Here is a 17,382-nt window from a genome sequence, read left to right as displayed (position 1 = left end):
GGTATTGATATGAACGTTGTTGTTGTCGAATCCCCTGCAAAAGCCAAGACGATTAATAAGTATCTGGGCTCGGACTATACGGTTCTGGCATCCTACGGGCATATCCGCGACCTGCCGTCGAAGGATGGCTCAGTCGAGCCGGATCAGGATTTTGCCATGCATTATCAGAATGATGCGAAATCCGCAAAGCATATCAAGGCCATTGCCGATGCGCTTTCCGGCGCGGAAAATCTCTATCTCGCAACTGACCCGGATCGTGAAGGAGAGGCCATCGCCTGGCATGTGCTGAAGGTAATGGAAGAGAAGAAAAAACTGAAGGACGCGAAAGTCAGCCGCGTCGTCTTTAACGAGATCACCAAGCGCGCCGTGCTGGAGGGAATCGCTAATCCGCGTGAGCTGGATATGAACCTCGTGAATGCACAACAGGCGCGCCGAGCACTCGATTATCTTGTGGGTTTCACCCTATCGCCGGTTCTCTGGCGGAAATTGCCGGGCGCGAAATCTGCGGGCCGCGTTCAGTCCGTCGCGCTCCGCCTCATCTGCGAGCGGGAACTGGAGATCGAAGCCTTTACCGCAGAGGAATACTGGACGATCGATGCGGATTTCCTGACCGGCAAAAAGGACAAGATCACCGCACGGCTAACCCATCTTGCGAACAAGAAACTCGACAAATTTGCCCTGCCGAATGCAGAAACCGCGACGGCAGCCGCGGAAAAAGTCCGGGCTGGCAGCTTTTCAATTGCAGATGTCACGCAGAAACCCACAAAGCGTAACCCCTCCCCGCCCTTCACCACCTCGACCCTGCAGCAGGAAGCCTCTCGCAAGCTGGGTTATGGGGCGAAACGGACGATGATGGTCGCGCAAAAGCTTTATGAAGGCTTCAACCTCGGCGGTGAGACGCAGGGCCTGATTACCTATATGCGTACTGACGGTGTCAGCCTGGCGATGGAGGCTATGCATAGCGCCCGCGATGTGATCGCCAGCGAGTATGGCAAGGAATATGTGCCGGAGAAGCCGCGCTTCTATAAATCGAAATCCAAGAATGCGCAGGAGGCCCATGAGGCCATCCGCCCGACGGATCTGTCGCGCACGCCGGCAATGGTCGCTAAATATCTGGATCAGGAGCATTTGCGGCTCTATGAATTGATCTGGAAGCGGACAATTGCCAGCCAGATGGAAAGCGCGCAGCTTGAACGTACCACTATTGATTTCAGCGATGGCGAGGGCCAGATATTACGTGCCACCGGCAGCGTCGTCCGCTTTCCCGGCTTCCTCAAACTCTATGAAGAAGGCCGCGACGACGTGGCGGATGACGAAAATGGCAGCCGCCTGCCCGCTGTCAAGACCGGAGAAGATGTCGCAACGGACAAAGTCCGTGAGGACCAGCATTTCACCGAGCCGCCACCCCGCTATTCGGAGGCAAGCCTGGTCAAGAAGCTGGAAGAACTCGGCATCGGCCGACCATCAACCTATGCCTCTATCATTTCTGTTTTGCAGGATCGCGATTACGTCCGGATCGACCAGAAGCGCTTTATCCCCGAAGACAAGGGGCAGCTCGTCACAGCCTTTCTCTCGTCATTCTTCACGCGCTATGTGGAATATGATTTCACAGCGCAATTGGAAGAAAAGCTAGATGATGTGTCCGCCGCGAATATGGATTGGAAACAGGTTTTACGCGACTTCTGGTTTGACTTTAATACATTAGTAGAAGGCACTGCAGAACTTCGTGTTTCTGATGTTCTGGAGGAACTAAACCGGGTTCTAGCACCCCATGTTTTCCCCCCGACCGAGGATGGGAAAGATCCCCGTTCCTGTCCGAAATGCGACGATGGCCGCCTCAGCCTGAAGACCGGCCGTTTCGGGGCCTTTATTGGTTGTTCCAACTATCCAGACTGCCGCTTCACACGCAAGCTGGGCGAAAGTGCGGAAGACACGGACAGCACAGCGGACGATGGCCCGAAAGAAATTGGCGTCGATCCCGCAAGCGAGCTGATGATCACTCTGCGAAAAGGTCCCTACGGACCCTATCTGCAGCTTGGTGAGCCGGAACCCAAGAAAAAGCCAAAACGCGTTTCGATCCCGAAAGATATCCCTCTGGAATCCATCGATTTCGATCTTGCAGTCCAACTCATCGGCCTGCCGCGCGACATCGGCCCACATCCGGAAACCGGCAAGATGATCACCGCGGGGCTCGGCCGTTATGGCCCTTATGTGGAAAGCGAACGAAAATACGGCAAGCTTTCAAACAGTATGGAAGTGCTGACCGTTGGTATGAACCGTGCGGTCGAACTACTGGCCGCAGCAAAAACACGCGGTGGCGGTCGCACGACAGCGCCGCTTCGGGTTGTCGGGCAGCATCCGGCAGATGAGGCGGATATCAACGTGAAAGACGGGCGCTACGGGGCCTATGTCACTCATGGCGGTATCAATGCGACCATCCCGAAGGATGCCGACCCCATGACGATCACACTGGACGAAGCCGTCAAGCTGCTGGCCGAACGGGCGGAGAAGAGCGGTAAGAAGCCAAAGCTGGTCAAGAAAGCCGGCGCCACAAAGAAAAAGGCACCGGCGAAGAAAAAGGCGCCCGCAAAGAAGAAGGCAGCCCCTAAAAAGCCGGCGGCTGCGGCGGAATGAACTTATCGTTTAAAACAGAAAACCGGATATTTTGACGCCTAAAAAACCAACGCGCGACCATCTGCCGACCAAGGAACAGGTTCGCGCCTTTATCGATGAGAGTGAGACACCCGTCGGCAAACGGGAGATCGGCAGAGCCTTTAATATCAAGGGTGCCGACCGGATTTACCTGAAAAAAATCCTGAAGGAACTGGTCGAAGAAGGTCAACTGGAGCGTGGACGCAAACGGGAGCTTGCCCCGGCGGGCGCCTTGCCGTCTGTCACAGTGATCGAGGTGGATCGGATCGACAAGGACGGGGAGCCCATTGCCAAGCCCGTCAGTTGGCAAGAGGATAGCAAACCACCGCTTATTTATGTGCTGCATCCCGGACGAACACAGGCGCCGGGCGTAGGCGATCGCCTGCTTGCCCGTCTCGCGCGACAGAAAGACGGAACTTATGAAGCCCGCGTTATCCGCCGCCTGGAAGCCTCTGCAGGTCCCGTGCTCGGCGTTTATACCAAAATAGGCAAGGACGGCCGCGTACAGCCAACCAACCGCAAGCTCAAGAAAGAGGTTGTCGTCCGCGACGAAAACTCGATGGGAGCGCAAACAGGTGAAGTCGTGCTCTGCGATATCCTGCCGGGCAAAACCCACGCCCTGCCGGAAGGGAGGGTGACACAACGCGTTGGCCCCATGGGGGATGCGGCGTCCCTCAGCCTGATTGCAATCCACGCCCATGGCATCCCGGACAAGTTTAGTGACGATGCCATCAATGAAGCTCTGGCGGCGAAGCCGGTCACACTTGGTAAGCGCACCGATTTGCGCGGCCTGCCCCTGATCACAATCGATCCGGCGGATGCCCGCGATCGGGATGATGCGGTCTGGGCCGCACCGGATGACGACCCAAAGAACAAGGGCGGCTGGCAGGCGATTGTCGCCATTGCTGATGTCGCCCATTACGTGACCCATGGCTCCGCCCTCGACAGAACAGCGAAGGAGCGCGGCAACAGCGTCTATTTCCCGGACCGTGTGGTGCCGATGCTGCCGCACGAACTTTCCAGCGATCTCTGTTCCCTGCATGAGAACGTCGACCGACCGGTGATGGCAGTGCAAATGTGGTTCGATGCAGAGGGTAATAAGCTGCGGCATAAATTCATGCGCGGCCTGATCCGATCTGTTGCCTCCCTCACCTACCGACAAGCCCAGAACGCCCATGAGGGTGAATTCGACGACAAGACTGATATGCTCGCCGCCGAGGTGATTGAGCCGCTGTATGGGGCCTACGCTGCGCTTAAAAAAGCAAAGGCCCGGCGCCATCCCCTTAACCTTGACCTGCCTGAAAGGCAAATAGAGTTTGGCGATGACGGCTTTATCAAGGCCGTGCACAAGCGTGAACGGTTCGAGGCGCATATGCTGATCGAAGAATTCATGATCCAGGCCAATGTCTCGGCGGCGGAAACGCTGACTCAGATGAAGCGTCCTTGCATGTTCCGTGTGCATGAACCTCCGGCGACCGACAAAATGATCGGCCTGCATGAAACACTTGCGGAGATGAATATCAGCTTTGCGAAAGGGCAGGTTGTCACGACGGAAACATTCAATCGTATCCTCGCTCAAGCTGATAACGAGATCGACCGGGAACTGGTAAGCTCGTTGGTCCTGCGCAGCCAGTCGCAGGCGGTCTACAGCCCGGAGAACCTGCATCATTTTGGACTGCATCTCTCAAATTATGCACATTTCACCTCCCCCATCCGGCGCTATGCTGATTTGCTGGTTCACCGCAGCCTGATCGCGGCGCTCAAGCTCGGCGATGGCGGCCTGAAGGAAGAGGAAGCGCTGGAATTTACCGAGATCGGCACTTTGATTTCGGCAACCGAACGACGCGCCATGGTGGCTGAGCGTGAAACAACGGATCGGTTTACCGCCGTCTTCCTTGCCAACAAGGTGGGAGAGATTTTTCAAGCCAAAGTCTCCGGTGTTACCCGCGCCGGGCTGTTCCTATCTCTGGATGACACCGGCGCCGACGCACTGGCCCCCATATCGACCCTCGGCAGTGATTTTTTCAATTTCGACCCCGAAAAGCATATGCTGGTCGGCAAGCGAACGGGCCAAGTTTTCCGCCTCGCCGACCGTCTAGCCGTGCGCCTGCGCGAAGTGGATATCGCGACAGGCAGCATGATTGTCGAGATTGACGATGGACGAGAGGGCGCCCCCTCCCCTCGCCGCCGTCCGGTGACAGACCGTAAAACCAGAGGCGGGGGAAAACCACCCACCCGAAAACCGGTTAAAAAGAAAAAACGTACGCTCCCCAAGGGGAAAAAGCGGGCAAAACGCCGTCAACAAAGCGATTGACCGCTGCGGCAGAGTGTCGCAAAGCCCTTTTCATAATACATTTCAAGCATATCTGATGCTAGTATGCAGCGTATTAGAGTGAGAAAAGTAGGGAAAAGATGGAAATAATGTCAGCTTCAAGATCGGTATGGCAGGCCATGATGAATGGTCTACGACAACGCTGCCCGGATTGCGGCAAAGGTCATGTTTTCGGAAAATATATCAAGGTCAATCATACCTGCGACGCTTGCGGACTGGAATTACATCACCAGCGCGCCGACGATGCACCGCCTTATTTCACCATGCTCATCGTGCTCCATTTTGTCCTCTCTGGCATGCTGACAGTTGAACAGGTCTACAGCCCGGCAACATGGATACAGCTTACCATCTGGCTCCCTGTTTCCCTAGTCTCGGCGCTGTGGTTGCTGCCCAGGATCAAGGGCGCACTGATCGGTATTCAATGGGCCCGCCAGATGCATGGTTTTGGCGGCGATTTCACTTAAACTTTCTGGACTTGCCCGGCTGGCAGGTGCATAGTTGGACGAAAAATGGAAGTCCAACGATTATGAGTACTGAGAAAAAAAGAAGCGTCGCCGAAAGCCGTACCGACGGTAGTAAAGCCCCTCGCCCCAAAGATGCCGCCACCCTGATCCTGTATCGGCAAAGCAGCAAAAATGTTGAAATCCTGATGGGAGAGCGCAGCGGGCGACATAGCTTCATGCCCAACACTTACGTTTTCCCCGGTGGCCGCGTGGACGCCAGTGACAGCCGCATTCCCCCCGCCGAAGACCTGCGCGAGGATGTGATGGAACGGCTGCTGCGCGGCGGATGCACTCCGGCCCGCGCCCGTGCACTTGCCATTGCCGCCATTCGTGAAACATTTGAGGAAACGGGCCTTCGTCTTGCCGGAAATTATTCACGCCCAAGAAAATCCCGTGTGCAGGTTTGGAACGAGTTTGGCACGACCACTTGCGGGCCCGACTTATCAAAGCTCGACTATATCGCCCGCGCAGTGACGCCGCCGTCACGCAAGAAGCGCTTTAACACACGGTTTTTCGTGGCCGATGCAGAAACATTGGAAGGCGATATAAAGGGATCAGGTGAGTTGCTCGATATTCGCTGGGTAACGATCAAGGACGCATTAAATCTTGATATACCACTCATTACCGAAAATATTCTAGGATACGCCGAAAAATTCCTCAATGATCGTCCCCCGCAGGATCCAAAAGTGCCTGTTCCTATGTTCATGATGCGCCATGGCAAACGAATCTATGGTGAAGAATGACAAAATTCACCCGCCAACTGCAGCCGGTTAAGCCCCGGCATGCCGCCAGCCTTGTCATCTATGAACAGCGCGCCGATGATCTATATGTTCTGATGGGTCGTCGATCAAAGGCCCACAGGTTCCTGCCGGATGTTTATGTTTTTCCGGGGGGCCGCGTAGACAAGTCCGACGCAAGCATGACACCACTTGCCCCACTTGCGCCGGATATCGAGAAGATGCTTTCACAGCCCGCCGGCATGGCCCATGCGGTCGCAGCGGCGGCCGTACGCGAAACCCATGAGGAAACCGGCCTGATCATTGGTGATCTTCAGGGCGATCAACTCGTGCCGGACCTGTCACAGCTAGATTTTATCGCCCGCGCCATCACGCCACCAAAAAGCCCCATTCGTTTCAATACGCGATTTCTCACCGTTGATGCCAAGCATATAACCGGTGGCGACCTTGGTGGCTCGGGCGAGTTAGTCGATTTGCACTGGATTCCACTATCCGAGACCCATCGCGTCCCGCTGATCGACGTAACAGAATTCGTCCTCGACGAGATTGACCGGAAAATAAAACGGGCCGCAGCGCCGCTGCCCCGTCAATCTGGCAACGTTCCAATCTTCACTTATTACAAGGGCAAACCCTTTATCCGCAATCACGACAATGACTGATGCCGCGCTGGTGGATAACCGGCGCGCCCTAATTGCCGTGATTGCCGCTGTAACGGCGATGGCAGTCTCCCTTAGTCTTTCGATACCCCTCGTTTCCCTGCTCATGGAGAAGCGGGGCTATGGCAGCGATGTCATTGGCCTGATGGGAGCCATGCCTGCCCTTTCCTTCCTGCTGGCGTCCCCGGCGGTCCCGGCCTGCACACGCGTCGTCGGGTCAGGGAAGATGCTGTGGGGGGCACTGCTGATCTCCGCTGTCTCCATCTGGGCGCTATCCCTGTCGGACAACATCTATTTCTGGTTTTTCCTGCGGCTGATGATCGGTCTGTCGATGGCCATTCTGTTCCTGATCAGTGAAACATGGCTCAATAAAATCGCGCGGGAGAAAACCCGCGGGCGGACCATTGCGATTTATGTCTCCTCCATGACCTGCGGATTTGCCTTTGGCCCGGTGCTGATCAATTTTCTTGGCGCGGAGGGGAGCCTGCCCTTCATCGTCGCCAGCCTGATCGTCCTCAGCGCCGGATTCGCGTTTCTTATCGTCGGCGACCGGTTCCCGGACCTTGGGGAGAAAAGCAGCTATTCCATTTTCTCCTTTATAAAGATTGCGCCAATGATCAGCGCGGCAACTATACTCGTTGCCTTCTTCGACGGATCGGTGCTGACTTTGCTGCCCGTCTATGGCGTAAAGAACGGACAGGTTCTGGGAATTGCCGTGCTGATGACGAGCGCCCTGCTCGCCGGCAATATCCTGCTGCAGGTTCCCATCGGCTGGCTGGCGGACCGGTTTGACCGAACCCTGGTGATTCTCATCTGTGGTATCGTCGGGGTCCTTGGCGCCCTGATCCTCCCCCTTGTCATTTTAACTCCCTACCTGCTCTGGCCGCTCTTAATTGTCTGGGGCGGCGGGGTCGTCGGCACCTACACCATTGCCCTTGTTATCATGGGCCAGCAATTCAAGGGCGGTGATCTGGTCACCGCAACGGCGGCAGTCGGCATGCTCTGGGGCCTTGGCAGCCTGCTAGGTCCCGTTTTGGCAGGTGTGGCGATGGAGATAATCAAACCGCACGGCATGCCGTTGACTTTCGCCGCCGCCTGCCTGCTGTTCGTCCTTGTTGCCGCCAATCACCTGCGCCGGTCACGCAAGGCCTAAAAAAAGCGAATTTTCCAAGCATCCGCTTGACTTCGCCAATTAAATCCGTATTTTCCGGGCTTCGATTATTATTTTTGCCCGCCTTTCTGCGGGAACGACTGGAGTTTCGGACATGGCTAAGCCGACAACATTGAAAATAAGGCTGGTAAGCACAGCGGATACTGGTTTCTTTTATGTGACCAAGAAGAACCCGCGCACCTTGACGGAAAAAATGGTCGTACGCAAATACGATCCCGTTGTCCGCAAGCATGTGGAATTCAAGGAAGCCAAGATCAAATAGGCTTTCTCACGCTGAATGAAAACAGGCCGCAAATTGATGCGGCCTTTTTTGTTGGAAAAAACGCGCCTGTCAGCGCGCGACGACACCCGGCGCTCTATCAAAAGTCTCGACATTAGACGGGGCAACGACCACACGATTGCGGCCATCCCCTTTCGCCTTGTAGAGCGCTTCATCCGCCCGCTTAAGTAGACGGTCGGAGTTTTCCTCCTCTTTCGAGACGGTAACACCAATTGAACAGGTCAGGTCAAGCTCCAGAGCTCCTTTGCTCGCGGAGAACGGCTTTTCAGAAATCTGCCTGCGCAGGCGTTCGGAGACAGTCGAGGCAACGGAAAGGTCCGTGTCGGGCATAACCACGACAAATTCTTCTCCGCCATAGCGGCAGGCAAGATCAATACCGCGAACACTTGCGCCAATACGCTCGGAGAATTCGCGGATCACCTCATCGCCCACATCATGGCCGTGGGTATCATTAACCCGTTTAAAGAAATCAATGTCCATGATCATGACGCAGACAGGTTTATAATCCAGTTTCGCCCTCTGCAGCAATGCATCGAGATGATTTGACATATAGCGACGGTTATACAGACCGGTCAGGCTGTCTGTCACCGCCAGTTCCATGCTACGATGGAAATTGTGTCGCAACCGGTCCTGATACTGCTTGCGAAGGATTTGGGTCCGTGTCCGGACAATTAATTCATTCGCATCAATAGGGCGCATCACATAGTCATTAACGCCGATTTCCATGCCTTTGATAAGCTTGTCCCGGTCCGAATCATCTACCAGCGTCAGAATGGGTAATTGCCGCGTTTCCTCAAGACTCCGGATTTTAGAGCAGAGCCGCAGCGGATCGTAATTTGCAGAATCGAGGCTGACAACCGCAAGGTCATAGTCGCCACCACGGAGCAGCACCAGTGCCTCTTCCATATCCGGTTCAAGCGTAATATCGTAGGTTTCCGCGTAAATATCCTTCATCATGCGGACCGAATATTCGTTGTCGTCGATAACCAGTATTCGGGCCCGCTGAATGGCTTCTTCCTTGCGGTCGGACATACTGATCACGCCCAATTCCGAACTGGTCTCTTCGCGCAGGCGGAATTCATCCATCATCATTTTAAGGCGCAAAAGAGACTTTACCCGCGCAAACAGAGCGAGATCATCAACCGGTTTTGTCAAGAAATCATCTGCACCGGATTCCAGCCCTTGAACACGGTCCGCAGCTTCGCTGAGCGCCGTGACCATCACAACCGGGATATGCGCCGTGCGTTGGTCGGCCTTCAGACACCGACAGACTTCAAAGCCGTCCATCTGCGGCATCATAACATCGAGCAGGATAAGATCAGGCAGCTGTGACTGCGCGATCTCCAGTGCATCAGGGCCGTTGTATGCCGTTACCACGTCATAATATTCGACAGACAGTTTTGCCTCGAGTATTTTAACGTTCGGGATAACATCGTCGACGACCAGGATGCGTGCAGACATAATCTAGCTCAAAAATTCTTTAACTGTATTCAGGAAATTCTCGACGGAGATTGGTTTCGCGACATAGGCCTCACAGCCCCCCTCGCGGATTTTTTCTTCGTCCCCCTTCATTGCAAAAGCAGTGACGGCGATAACAGGAATTGACTTCAACGTCTCATCCTCTTTAATCCATTTCGTCACTTCCAGCCCGGAAACTTCCGGCAACTGAATATCCATCAGGATCAGATCCGGCATATGCTCCCGCGCGAGGCTCAAAGCTTCCATTCCATCTTTTGTCTGGATGGTGTTGTAACCATGCGCTTCCAGCAGATCGTGGAATAACTTCATATTTAAGTCGTTATCTTCGACAATCAACACTGTCTTCATTTTCAGTATGTCCAATTCACAAGTACAATCGCCAAAGTGAGACGGTTTACATAGACCCAGAGAGAGCTTTCGATTTCCTGCACATGGGGCTATCATTCATTCACAATAAACAGAAATATGTTTAATTTTCCCTTACCATACAGGGTTTCAAGCACAGAAAATTTTATGAATCACGAAAAATCCGAAATAATCGCGCTGCAGGCGCTCACTTTTATTGCAGAACAGGAAAAAACCATGAGCTGGATGCTCGCGGAAACCGGTATTGACACTGGCACTCTCGCCAGCTCAGCCGAAAATCCGGAGATTCTGGCCGGTGTACTTGATTTTTTGCTGATGCATGAGGATATCTTAATCGATTTTTGCGCAAGCGAGAAGCTGGATCCTACTGGCATCATTCGGGCGCGTCAGTTTTTACCCGGTGCGCCGGTAGAGGATTATTAAATATGTTTACCGGTATCCACGATGAAGTCCGCCCGCAGCTAGAGGAACTAACGATCGACCGCGACCGTCCGCTTATCATCACAGATGCGGATGAAGTCCTGTTTAACTTCATGATCGGGCTTGAAGATTTCCTCAAATCGCTTGATCTTTATTTCGACTGGTCGTCTTTTGCCCTCACCGGCAATATCCGTCGTATTGCCGATAAAGAACCGATTGACCAAACAGAGGTCGGTGTCCTTCTGTCCGACTTTTTCGATCAACGCTGCGCCGTTCTTCCCGCCGTCGATGGCGCGGCAGAGGGACTTGCCAGCCTCCAAGATCATGCGCAGATTGTCGTCCTCAGTAACGTCCCGCCCAAATATGCAGCCAAGCGACTGTTAGGCCTCAAGGACAAAGGGATGGATTTCCCTCTGATCGCCAATGTCGGCAGCAAGGGACAGGTTGTCCGTTTCCTGACAGAGGGGTTAAACGCTCCAGCCTATTTTATTGATGATATTCCGCATAATCATAGCTCCGTTAATGAGCATGCCGCGCATGTCCACCGTCTGCATTATATAGCCGATCCACGGCTATCCGATCTTCTGGGGCCCGCGGAACATAGCCACAGCCGCCTCTATAACTGGCCAGAGATCAGCGCACATATTATCCGCCATATCGAGACAGGCGAGTACTGACAGAGGCGCTATGGACAGCCTTTGCCGCAACTGCCTGACAATCCTGGAAGAAAATTCTGCGCGCGACGGCAAACGCTGCCCTGCCTGCCGGTCGCCGAAGCTCCTCCGCCATGCGGAATTGTTCGACCTTTCCATCGCCCATGTCGATTGCGATGCCTTTTATGCATCTGTGGAGAAACGCGATAACCCAGAGCTGAACGCCAAGCCGCTCATCATCTGCCATGACAGCCCACGCGCCGTTGTCTCCACCTGCTGCTATATCGCCCGGATGTCAGGGGTGCGGTCGGCCATGCCGCTGTTCAAGGCCAAAAAATTATGTCCCGATGCGGTCATTATCCCGCCGGATATGGCGAAATACGTCGTCGTCAGCAGAGAAATTCGCGCCCTGTTTGATATGCTGACACCGGATGTGGAGCCCCTCTCCCTTGATGAAGCGTTTCTTAATCTATCTGGCACCGAACGGCTGCACCATCGGAACGCAGCGCAATCTATGGCTTGGCTCGCGCGAGAGGTGGAGAAGAAAATCGGGATCACCGTCTCCGTCGGGCTTAGTTATAATAAATATCTCGCCAAGCTCGCCTCAGACATTGATAAGCCAAACGGATTTGCCGTCATCGGCCGAGCGGAGGCGATAGATTTTCTAAATCCCCGACCGGTCAGCGACATTTGGGGCGTCGGTAAAGCACTTAATCGTAAACTTGCGGCAGAAGGCATCAGCACCATCGGCCAATTGCAGCATCGCGAGAAAGCGGAACTGGTGGCGCGTTATGGAGTGATGGGAAGCCGCCTCTATCACCTTTCGCGCGGAGAGGATGAACGCCGCGTGAAAGCTGACCTCCGCGCCAAGAGCATCTCCGCAGAGACCACATTTGCCACGGATATTTCGGATATCGATATTTTGCTAGCTCGACTGTGGCCACTCTGCGAAAAAGTCTCCAAGCGCCTTAAAAAATCTAATAAAGCAGGTAAGACGATCACGCTGAAACTCAAAACCGGCAATTTCAAGACCCTGACCCGCAGCCATACCCTCACCCAACCTACGCAACTCGCGGAAACACTCTACCGGGAAGTGCGCCCGCTCCTCCAGAAGGCGGTGCCGGGCCATAACTTTCGGCTTATCGGGGTGGGTATCAGTAGTTTTGGCGAGCTTGATGACGCCGATAGACCCGACCTCTTAAGCGGCAATTCCGGGCACGACAAAGAGGTTGAGGCCGCAATTGACAAGCTGCGAGATAAATTTGGAGATGCAGTCATCACCAAAGGACGTGGCCTGACCGGCAAAAATTGACCGCCCCTGGATCAGGAACATTTCTCCGACGTCAGGAAAGTTAATTCCGCAATCTCTCCGCGCAGCGAAAAATCGCTGTAATCAAGATGCAAATCCGTAGCGACACCGTTGCCGAAGATTTTCATGGCAATTCTATAATCCGGTTCGGTTTGTTGCTGCCTCAGATCAAAGAAAGATATCTGTAGTGGCCAGAAAACCTGCCCCTTCAGTTCCTCCTCCGCTTCAGACGGTTCCAGGAGCGTCTGCCCCTTGCCGATCACAGCAAGAGTGTCAGAAAGCCCATCTTCCCCATTGCCGTCATAAACTTTCGCGGAAATCAGGTTCTTGCCGGCGGCGGCGGCTTTCAAAACCATTCGCGTATGCTCGCCTGGGAAAATGACATCGCTGGGTAGTTCCAGATCGGGCTGATCAGGATCGCCGAACTCGACAACCGTGCCATTCTCGCGATGCTCGGCAATACCGCTGTATTTCTCAATCAGTTGTCCGTTCAGCATATTCGACATGTCAAAGCGCATCATCCGGCCGTCATTATCTTCCCAAGTCGACTGGCTGTAATCAGAGACAATGACATTACCTTCAAAATTGATCATTTCCAGCAGCATACGCTGGTTCACAATCAGGCCATCACATTGCTGCTCAACCTTCATGACAATGCGCCCGCGAACGCCTTCAAGGCCACTGTTCTCACCAATATCTTCCATGTGGAGGTCATATACGGCCTGATGAGACGCCAGTTGCAGCGGTGCCGCGGAAGTAAATCCGGCAATACCGGTCAAGCCGATACCAACAAGCGTGAAAACAACTTTAGACCATTTCATTTCAACTATTAATCCATTTTAACTGAGCTGCGCAGGCCGCCTAAAATCCATAAAGGCCAGTAATATACCTCAATTTTGCGACTGTGAAGGCTTATCGTGGAAGATGGGAGTATTCTATCTATGTAGGTCAATTATTCCGATCTGAAAGGCATAAAATTCCCCACAATTTTGTCTAAAATATGAAGAAAATCTTTATTTTTTAGCTCAATGCATTGATTTTAAACGATTTTTATAAGCTCAAATATTGGCATGGTAGTTGCTTTTATTGGGGCAGTAGTTTACGCCGACCTGGATTATAAAAAGGCACAACCAATGTAGCTTCCAGAGCGGCTTTTGTGAGGAGACTAGAGTTATGTCATCGTCCATGACACATATATCGTCCGTTCAAACAGATCACCCACCGGGGTTTGAGGCGGAAATTGGCTCGCAACTGGAAGATCTTTCCACGGCCCTCCAGTCCAGCCTGAGACGACAGGCACCGGCCAAACACTGGCAGCTGATTAATCGGGTCATTGCCTATGCCGCAAGTGCTGAACAGCATATAACAGAGCAGCAGCATCGGATCCGGGAGTTGGAGGCCCTTTCCACCACGGACGAACTGACCGGTCTACATAATCGTCGGGGCTTGCAGGAATTCATGACCCGGGCTCTTGCCTCTGCGCAACGGCACGGTGAAGAAGGAGTTGTCGCCTTCCTAGATCTGAATGATTTCAAGGAAATCAATGACCGCTTCGGTCACGACACAGGCGATATTGCACTACAGAAATTCGCCGCGAATCTACAGCATAACCTTCGCAGTTCGGATTTTGTCGCCCGCATCGGCGGAGATGAGTTCGTTTTTGTCCTGACCCGGACAAACACCGAAAACGGCAAAGCTCGCGCCCTGGCCATTCAGCGTGAAATCAGCGCCACCTCCATTCCGGCGCGTGGACGGAAAATCTTTCTGAAAGCCAGTATGGGGGTTATTCCCTACACTGGCGACAAGTCATATTGCGACCTGATGAAAGCCGCGGACCACGCCATGTATGAGAATAAGAAGGCGAACAAGAAGGTAACGCGCGCCTCTTGATCGTCGCGTTACCTGACGTATCGAATTAGTCGCGGCAAAAAAGCTCTATCGGTTCGCGTACGCCGCGCAATTCGTGATATCCGCAGGACCGGAGTGGTAAGGATACGTTACTACAGGTCCGCATGAAATCGCCGGACGCGAGCAGGTTCGTCCCAAGTTTATCGCAGAGGGCCTCAATTCGGCTGACTTCATTCACCGCCGGTCCTATGACGGTAAAATCGAGCCGCGTTTCAGAACCTACATTGCCATACATCACCTCGCCAACATGTAAGGCGATATCGAGTTCCATTGTCGGTTTGCCAGCCTCTCGCCTATTTCGATTGAGAAGTTTAACGCCTTCCGCCATTGTCTCAGTCACGTCGAGAGCTGTCTTACATATATCCATTACCGCCTGATCATCCGCCGAGGTCAGATCAAAGCTTGCAAGAACACCGTCCCCCATGAATTTGAGGATCTCTCCGCCAGCCGCCTCAATCGGGCTGGCCATTTTGGCGAGATAGTGATCCAGCATTTCCACCAGATCGCCTTTTTCAATGGTATCGGAAAGTTTGGTGAAGCCTTTCAGGTCCGCATAAATAAGCACAGCATTGATACTGTCGACAGAGCCGCGCCGCACCTGACCAGAGAGAACCTTCCCCGCTGTGTCCCGCCCGATATAGGTTTCCAGCATCGATCTGGCTGTTCGGAACGATGCAATCCCCTTGATGGCAAGGCCGAATAAGGGGATCGCCTTACTAAGAATGGCAAATTCCTCCTCAGTAAAGCCGCCCGGTCGATCGCTCGCCCAGCTTGTAATCAGGCCAGCGGACGTTTCCAAATTCTGGTTCTCAAAACCCCAGCCGAAATCAAATATCTGGCAGAACCAGTCCGTTAGCCCCTCGTCCCGAAACTCGACAAGAACCGGAAAATCGAGCTCATTGTCCTTCGATAGCGGCCGGTGTAGAAAGGGAATATTGTTCGCCAGCATAAAGAAAAAGGGGCTGGAGAACCAACCTTCCCCGGGAATGTCCGAATGCAGGAAGTTTGTGTTTGTTACAAGCCCATCGCCACGCCGCCAGGTATACATGAACGCACTGACCTGCGGATGGATCGCACTCAGCGCGATATTCCCGCGCTTGAGCTGAACCCCCCGCGTATTCAACCGCTCACAAAATTCTGTAAAGACATCCCGGACACGTGTCCCCGTCAAACCGGCTTGGATGAGCCAAGCGAACAGTTCCCCATTCTCGTCATCGGCCTGAAAATGGCCACACCGATTCTCGCCATCCACATTATTCATAAGACCCATGAGTGCACCTGACTGCTTTGATTGGTCCCGTTGATATAGGCTTACTCTACATTTATAAAAGTCGAAATTGAAATTTTTACCGTCAGAGCCAGCCCGGGCTGGCTCTCGGCCTATCGCCGTGATAGAAATCGCAAAAATAGAAAGCAAAGAAGGCAAGCCATGAGCGAGATAAAAAAATTCTGGCAGAACTACATAAACGGTGAATGGGTAGACGCCATAGATGGCGGTCGTATCGAGATTGAAAACCCTGCAACAGGCCAGATTATCGCTGAGGTGGCGCAGGCGCGACAATCCGATGTAGACACGGCTGTCTCCGCGGCCCGCGCCTGTTTTGAGACCCGGGAGCTTTACAATATGCGCCCGACAAACCGCGGCGCGCTGATGTTTGAGATTGCCCGGCATATGACAGAAATGGCCGATGAGATTGCCCTTGCAGAATGTCTCGATAACGGAAAAACCCTCGCAGGTGGCAAGAATGAGGCATTGGCCGCGGCACGTTATTTCACCTATTACGGAGGCCTTGCCGATAAGCTGGAAGGACGGATGATCCCGCTCGGCGCAGATTATGTGGATTACACAATTCCCACTCCCTTCGGCGTCTCGGCACAGATCGTGCCTTGGAACTTCCCGCTGCAGATTGCCGCGCGGTCCGTTGCCTGCGCCCTTGCAACCGCAAACACTGTCGTTCTGAAGTCACCGGAACTCTCCCCCGTTTCCACCTATTTTATTGCCGAGGCATGTCATCGCGCCGGGGTGCCAAAAGGCGCAGTGAATATCCTCTGTGGCTATGGCCATGAGTGTGGCGCGGCGCTCGTCTCACATCCCGATATCGATCATATTGTCTTTACCGGTTCAGTCGCGACGGGCCAGTCGATCCTGCGTGCGGCGGCGGAGCGTGTCATCCCCTGCGTCATGGAACTCGGCGGTAAATCCGCGGGTGTCCTGTTCAAGGATGCTGACGTTGATCAGGCCATCAACTCCACCGCTAGCGGAATTTTCAGCCATGCTGGACAGGTTTGCTCCGCGCAATCGCGCCTGATCGTGCCAAAGTCCCTTCAGGCTGAAGTCGTTGAGAAAATGGCCGCAAAGGCGAAATCTCTCTCTATTGGTCCCGGCATCGATGGCCATGATCTCACACCAGTGATTTCAGCCGCGCAGGCTGACAAGATAGAGGGTATGTGCCTCGCCGCTTCTCAGGCTGGTGCAGAGGCTGTTTCCGGCGGACGGAAACATAACGAACTTCCCGGGCATTTTATCGAACCTACGGTCTTTGCTAATGTTGCGCCGAACATGACCATCGCGCGGGAAGAGGTTTTCGGCCCTGTGCTTTCCATCCTCACCTATGATGACCCGGAAGAGGCCCTCGCACTCGCAAATGGGACTGACTATGGCCTTTGCGCAGGCGTATACACCAAGGACCTCGCAACGGCGCATTGGGCGGCAGACCAACTGGTCGCCGGCCAGGTCTTTGTTAATGAATGGTTCGCCGGCGGGATTGAAACACCTTTCGGCGGCATGAAGCGGTCCGGCTACGGCCGGGAAAAAGGGCAGGAAGCGCTGCTCAACTATGTTCAAACGAAGAATGTCGGCATCCGGATCACCGCGGGCGGCGGTGGCCGTCCGGGGGGTTGATTTAACGCATAATT

General features: G+C 53.9%; 16 protein-coding genes. 12 read left to right on the top strand and 4 right to left on the bottom strand.

What is annotated here, in order from left to right; all coding sequences use genetic code 11:
* The first annotated feature begins 9 nt into the window (after positions 1 to 9).
* From topA to rpmG, 7 genes are all read left to right on the top strand, one after another.
* The gene (topA, locus tag LKE13_RS07845) at positions 10 to 2,634 is read left to right on the top strand and encodes a type I DNA topoisomerase (RefSeq protein WP_227949932.1); all 2,625 of its coding nucleotides are present in this window, start codon (positions 10 to 12) and stop codon (positions 2,632 to 2,634) included.
* Between the two features lie 31 nt (positions 2,635 to 2,665).
* Complete coding sequence (gene rnr / locus LKE13_RS07840) at positions 2,666 to 4,966, top strand: ribonuclease R (protein WP_227949930.1); 2,301 nt, start codon at positions 2,666 to 2,668, stop codon at positions 4,964 to 4,966.
* A gap of 107 nt (positions 4,967 to 5,073) precedes the next feature.
* Positions 5,074 to 5,448, top strand: a complete 375-nt coding sequence (locus tag LKE13_RS07835; RefSeq protein WP_227949928.1) for a DUF983 domain-containing protein — start codon at positions 5,074 to 5,076, stop codon at positions 5,446 to 5,448.
* A 62-nt stretch (positions 5,449 to 5,510) separates the two neighbouring features.
* On the top strand, positions 5,511 to 6,230 hold the full coding sequence (locus LKE13_RS07830; RefSeq protein ID WP_227949926.1) for an NUDIX hydrolase: 720 nt from the start codon (positions 5,511 to 5,513) through the stop codon (positions 6,228 to 6,230).
* Positions 6,227 to 6,883 carry an NUDIX hydrolase gene (locus LKE13_RS07825; RefSeq protein ID WP_227949924.1) on the top strand — a complete coding sequence of 219 codons (657 nt, stop codon included), beginning with the start codon at positions 6,227 to 6,229 and terminating at the stop codon, positions 6,881 to 6,883. Before LKE13_RS07830 ends, LKE13_RS07825 begins: the two co-directional genes overlap by 4 nt.
* Positions 6,876 to 8,033: an MFS transporter gene (locus tag LKE13_RS07820; protein ID WP_227949921.1), complete on the top strand. Its 1,158-nt coding sequence runs from the start codon at positions 6,876 to 6,878 to the stop codon at positions 8,031 to 8,033. The genes LKE13_RS07825 and LKE13_RS07820 overlap by 8 nt, the downstream gene beginning before the upstream one ends.
* A gap of 112 nt (positions 8,034 to 8,145) precedes the next feature.
* Positions 8,146 to 8,313, top strand: a complete 168-nt coding sequence (gene rpmG / locus LKE13_RS07815; RefSeq protein WP_161315630.1) for a 50S ribosomal protein L33 — start codon at positions 8,146 to 8,148, stop codon at positions 8,311 to 8,313.
* A gap of 69 nt (positions 8,314 to 8,382) precedes the next feature.
* Here the strand turns inward: rpmG and LKE13_RS07810 are convergent, their stop codons facing one another.
* Both LKE13_RS07810 and LKE13_RS07805 read right to left on the bottom strand, forming a co-directional pair.
* A complete protein-coding gene (locus tag LKE13_RS07810) occupies positions 8,383 to 9,792 on the bottom strand; it encodes a PleD family two-component system response regulator (protein WP_227949919.1) in 1,410 nt (469 codons plus the stop codon).
* A gap of 3 nt (positions 9,793 to 9,795) precedes the next feature.
* Positions 9,796 to 10,158 (bottom strand): response regulator, encoded by a 363-nt coding sequence (locus LKE13_RS07805; protein WP_227949917.1) that lies wholly within the window; start codon positions 10,156 to 10,158, stop codon positions 9,796 to 9,798.
* A 165-nt stretch (positions 10,159 to 10,323) separates the two neighbouring features.
* On the opposite strand from LKE13_RS07805, the gene LKE13_RS07800 reads away from it, so the two are divergent.
* Genes LKE13_RS07800 through LKE13_RS07790 form a run of 3 tightly spaced genes read left to right on the top strand, consistent with a single transcriptional unit; the run spans position 10,324 to position 12,561 of the window.
* Positions 10,324 to 10,599 (top strand): DUF3572 domain-containing protein, encoded by a 276-nt coding sequence (locus LKE13_RS07800; protein ID WP_227949915.1) that lies wholly within the window; start codon positions 10,324 to 10,326, stop codon positions 10,597 to 10,599.
* A gap of 2 nt (positions 10,600 to 10,601) precedes the next feature.
* Entirely contained in the window at positions 10,602 to 11,273 is a 672-nt protein-coding gene (locus tag LKE13_RS07795; protein ID WP_227949913.1) for a hypothetical protein, read from the top strand.
* Positions 11,274 to 11,283: 10 nt separating this feature from the next.
* Complete coding sequence (locus LKE13_RS07790; protein ID WP_227949911.1) at positions 11,284 to 12,561, top strand: DNA polymerase IV; 1,278 nt, start codon at positions 11,284 to 11,286, stop codon at positions 12,559 to 12,561.
* Between the two features lie 11 nt (positions 12,562 to 12,572).
* Here LKE13_RS07790 and LKE13_RS07785 read toward each other — a convergent pair whose 3' ends face one another.
* Positions 12,573 to 13,379 carry an EipB family protein gene (locus LKE13_RS07785; protein WP_227949909.1) on the bottom strand — a complete coding sequence of 269 codons (807 nt, stop codon included), beginning with the start codon at positions 13,377 to 13,379 and terminating at the stop codon, positions 12,573 to 12,575.
* Between the two features lie 352 nt (positions 13,380 to 13,731).
* Between LKE13_RS07785 and LKE13_RS07780 the strand changes: the two genes are divergently transcribed.
* Positions 13,732 to 14,448 carry a GGDEF domain-containing protein gene (locus tag LKE13_RS07780; RefSeq protein ID WP_227949907.1) on the top strand — a complete coding sequence of 239 codons (717 nt, stop codon included), beginning with the start codon at positions 13,732 to 13,734 and terminating at the stop codon, positions 14,446 to 14,448.
* A gap of 25 nt (positions 14,449 to 14,473) precedes the next feature.
* On the opposite strand, the gene LKE13_RS07775 is transcribed toward LKE13_RS07780, so the two are convergent.
* The gene (locus LKE13_RS07775) at positions 14,474 to 15,736 is read right to left on the bottom strand and encodes an adenylate/guanylate cyclase domain-containing protein (RefSeq protein WP_227949905.1); all 1,263 of its coding nucleotides are present in this window, start codon (positions 15,734 to 15,736) and stop codon (positions 14,474 to 14,476) included.
* Between the two features lie 159 nt (positions 15,737 to 15,895).
* On the opposite strand from LKE13_RS07775, the gene LKE13_RS07770 reads away from it, so the two are divergent.
* Positions 15,896 to 17,368, top strand: coding sequence for an aldehyde dehydrogenase family protein (locus LKE13_RS07770; RefSeq protein ID WP_227949903.1), 1,473 nt, complete (start codon positions 15,896 to 15,898; stop codon positions 17,366 to 17,368).
* Positions 17,369 to 17,382 lie beyond the last annotated feature (14 nt).

The organism is Sneathiella sp. HT1-7, assembly GCF_020731145.1.
Taxonomy (GTDB): domain Bacteria; phylum Pseudomonadota; class Alphaproteobacteria; order Sneathiellales; family Sneathiellaceae; genus Sneathiella.
This window is presented reverse-complemented; position numbering and strand designations above follow the sequence as displayed.

Excerpts from the sequence above, each read along its gene's own strand:
- LKE13_RS07770 (WP_227949903.1), top strand. The coding sequence starts at position 15,896 with ATGAGCGAGATAAAAAAATTCTGGCAGAACTACATAAACGGTGAATGG.
- rpmG (WP_161315630.1), top strand. The coding sequence starts at position 8,146 with ATGGCTAAGCCGACAACATTGAAAATAAGGCTGGTAAGCACAGCGGAT.
- LKE13_RS07830 (WP_227949926.1), top strand. The coding sequence starts at position 5,511 with ATGAGTACTGAGAAAAAAAGAAGCGTCGCCGAAAGCCGTACCGACGGT.
- LKE13_RS07825 (WP_227949924.1), top strand. The coding sequence starts at position 6,227 with ATGACAAAATTCACCCGCCAACTGCAGCCGGTTAAGCCCCGGCATGCC.
- LKE13_RS07775 (WP_227949905.1), bottom strand. The coding sequence starts at position 15,736 with ATGGGTCTTATGAATAATGTGGATGGCGAGAATCGGTGTGGCCATTTT.
- LKE13_RS07790 (WP_227949911.1), top strand. The coding sequence starts at position 11,284 with ATGGACAGCCTTTGCCGCAACTGCCTGACAATCCTGGAAGAAAATTCT.
- topA (WP_227949932.1), top strand. The coding sequence starts at position 10 with ATGAACGTTGTTGTTGTCGAATCCCCTGCAAAAGCCAAGACGATTAAT.
- LKE13_RS07785 (WP_227949909.1), bottom strand. The coding sequence starts at position 13,379 with ATGAAATGGTCTAAAGTTGTTTTCACGCTTGTTGGTATCGGCTTGACC.
- LKE13_RS07835 (WP_227949928.1), top strand. The coding sequence starts at position 5,074 with ATGTCAGCTTCAAGATCGGTATGGCAGGCCATGATGAATGGTCTACGA.
- LKE13_RS07805 (WP_227949917.1), bottom strand. The coding sequence starts at position 10,158 with ATGAAGACAGTGTTGATTGTCGAAGATAACGACTTAAATATGAAGTTA.
- LKE13_RS07795 (WP_227949913.1), top strand. The coding sequence starts at position 10,602 with ATGTTTACCGGTATCCACGATGAAGTCCGCCCGCAGCTAGAGGAACTA.
- LKE13_RS07780 (WP_227949907.1), top strand. The coding sequence starts at position 13,732 with ATGTCATCGTCCATGACACATATATCGTCCGTTCAAACAGATCACCCA.
- LKE13_RS07810 (WP_227949919.1), bottom strand. The coding sequence starts at position 9,792 with ATGTCTGCACGCATCCTGGTCGTCGACGATGTTATCCCGAACGTTAAA.
- LKE13_RS07820 (WP_227949921.1), top strand. The coding sequence starts at position 6,876 with ATGACTGATGCCGCGCTGGTGGATAACCGGCGCGCCCTAATTGCCGTG.
- LKE13_RS07800 (WP_227949915.1), top strand. The coding sequence starts at position 10,324 with ATGAATCACGAAAAATCCGAAATAATCGCGCTGCAGGCGCTCACTTTT.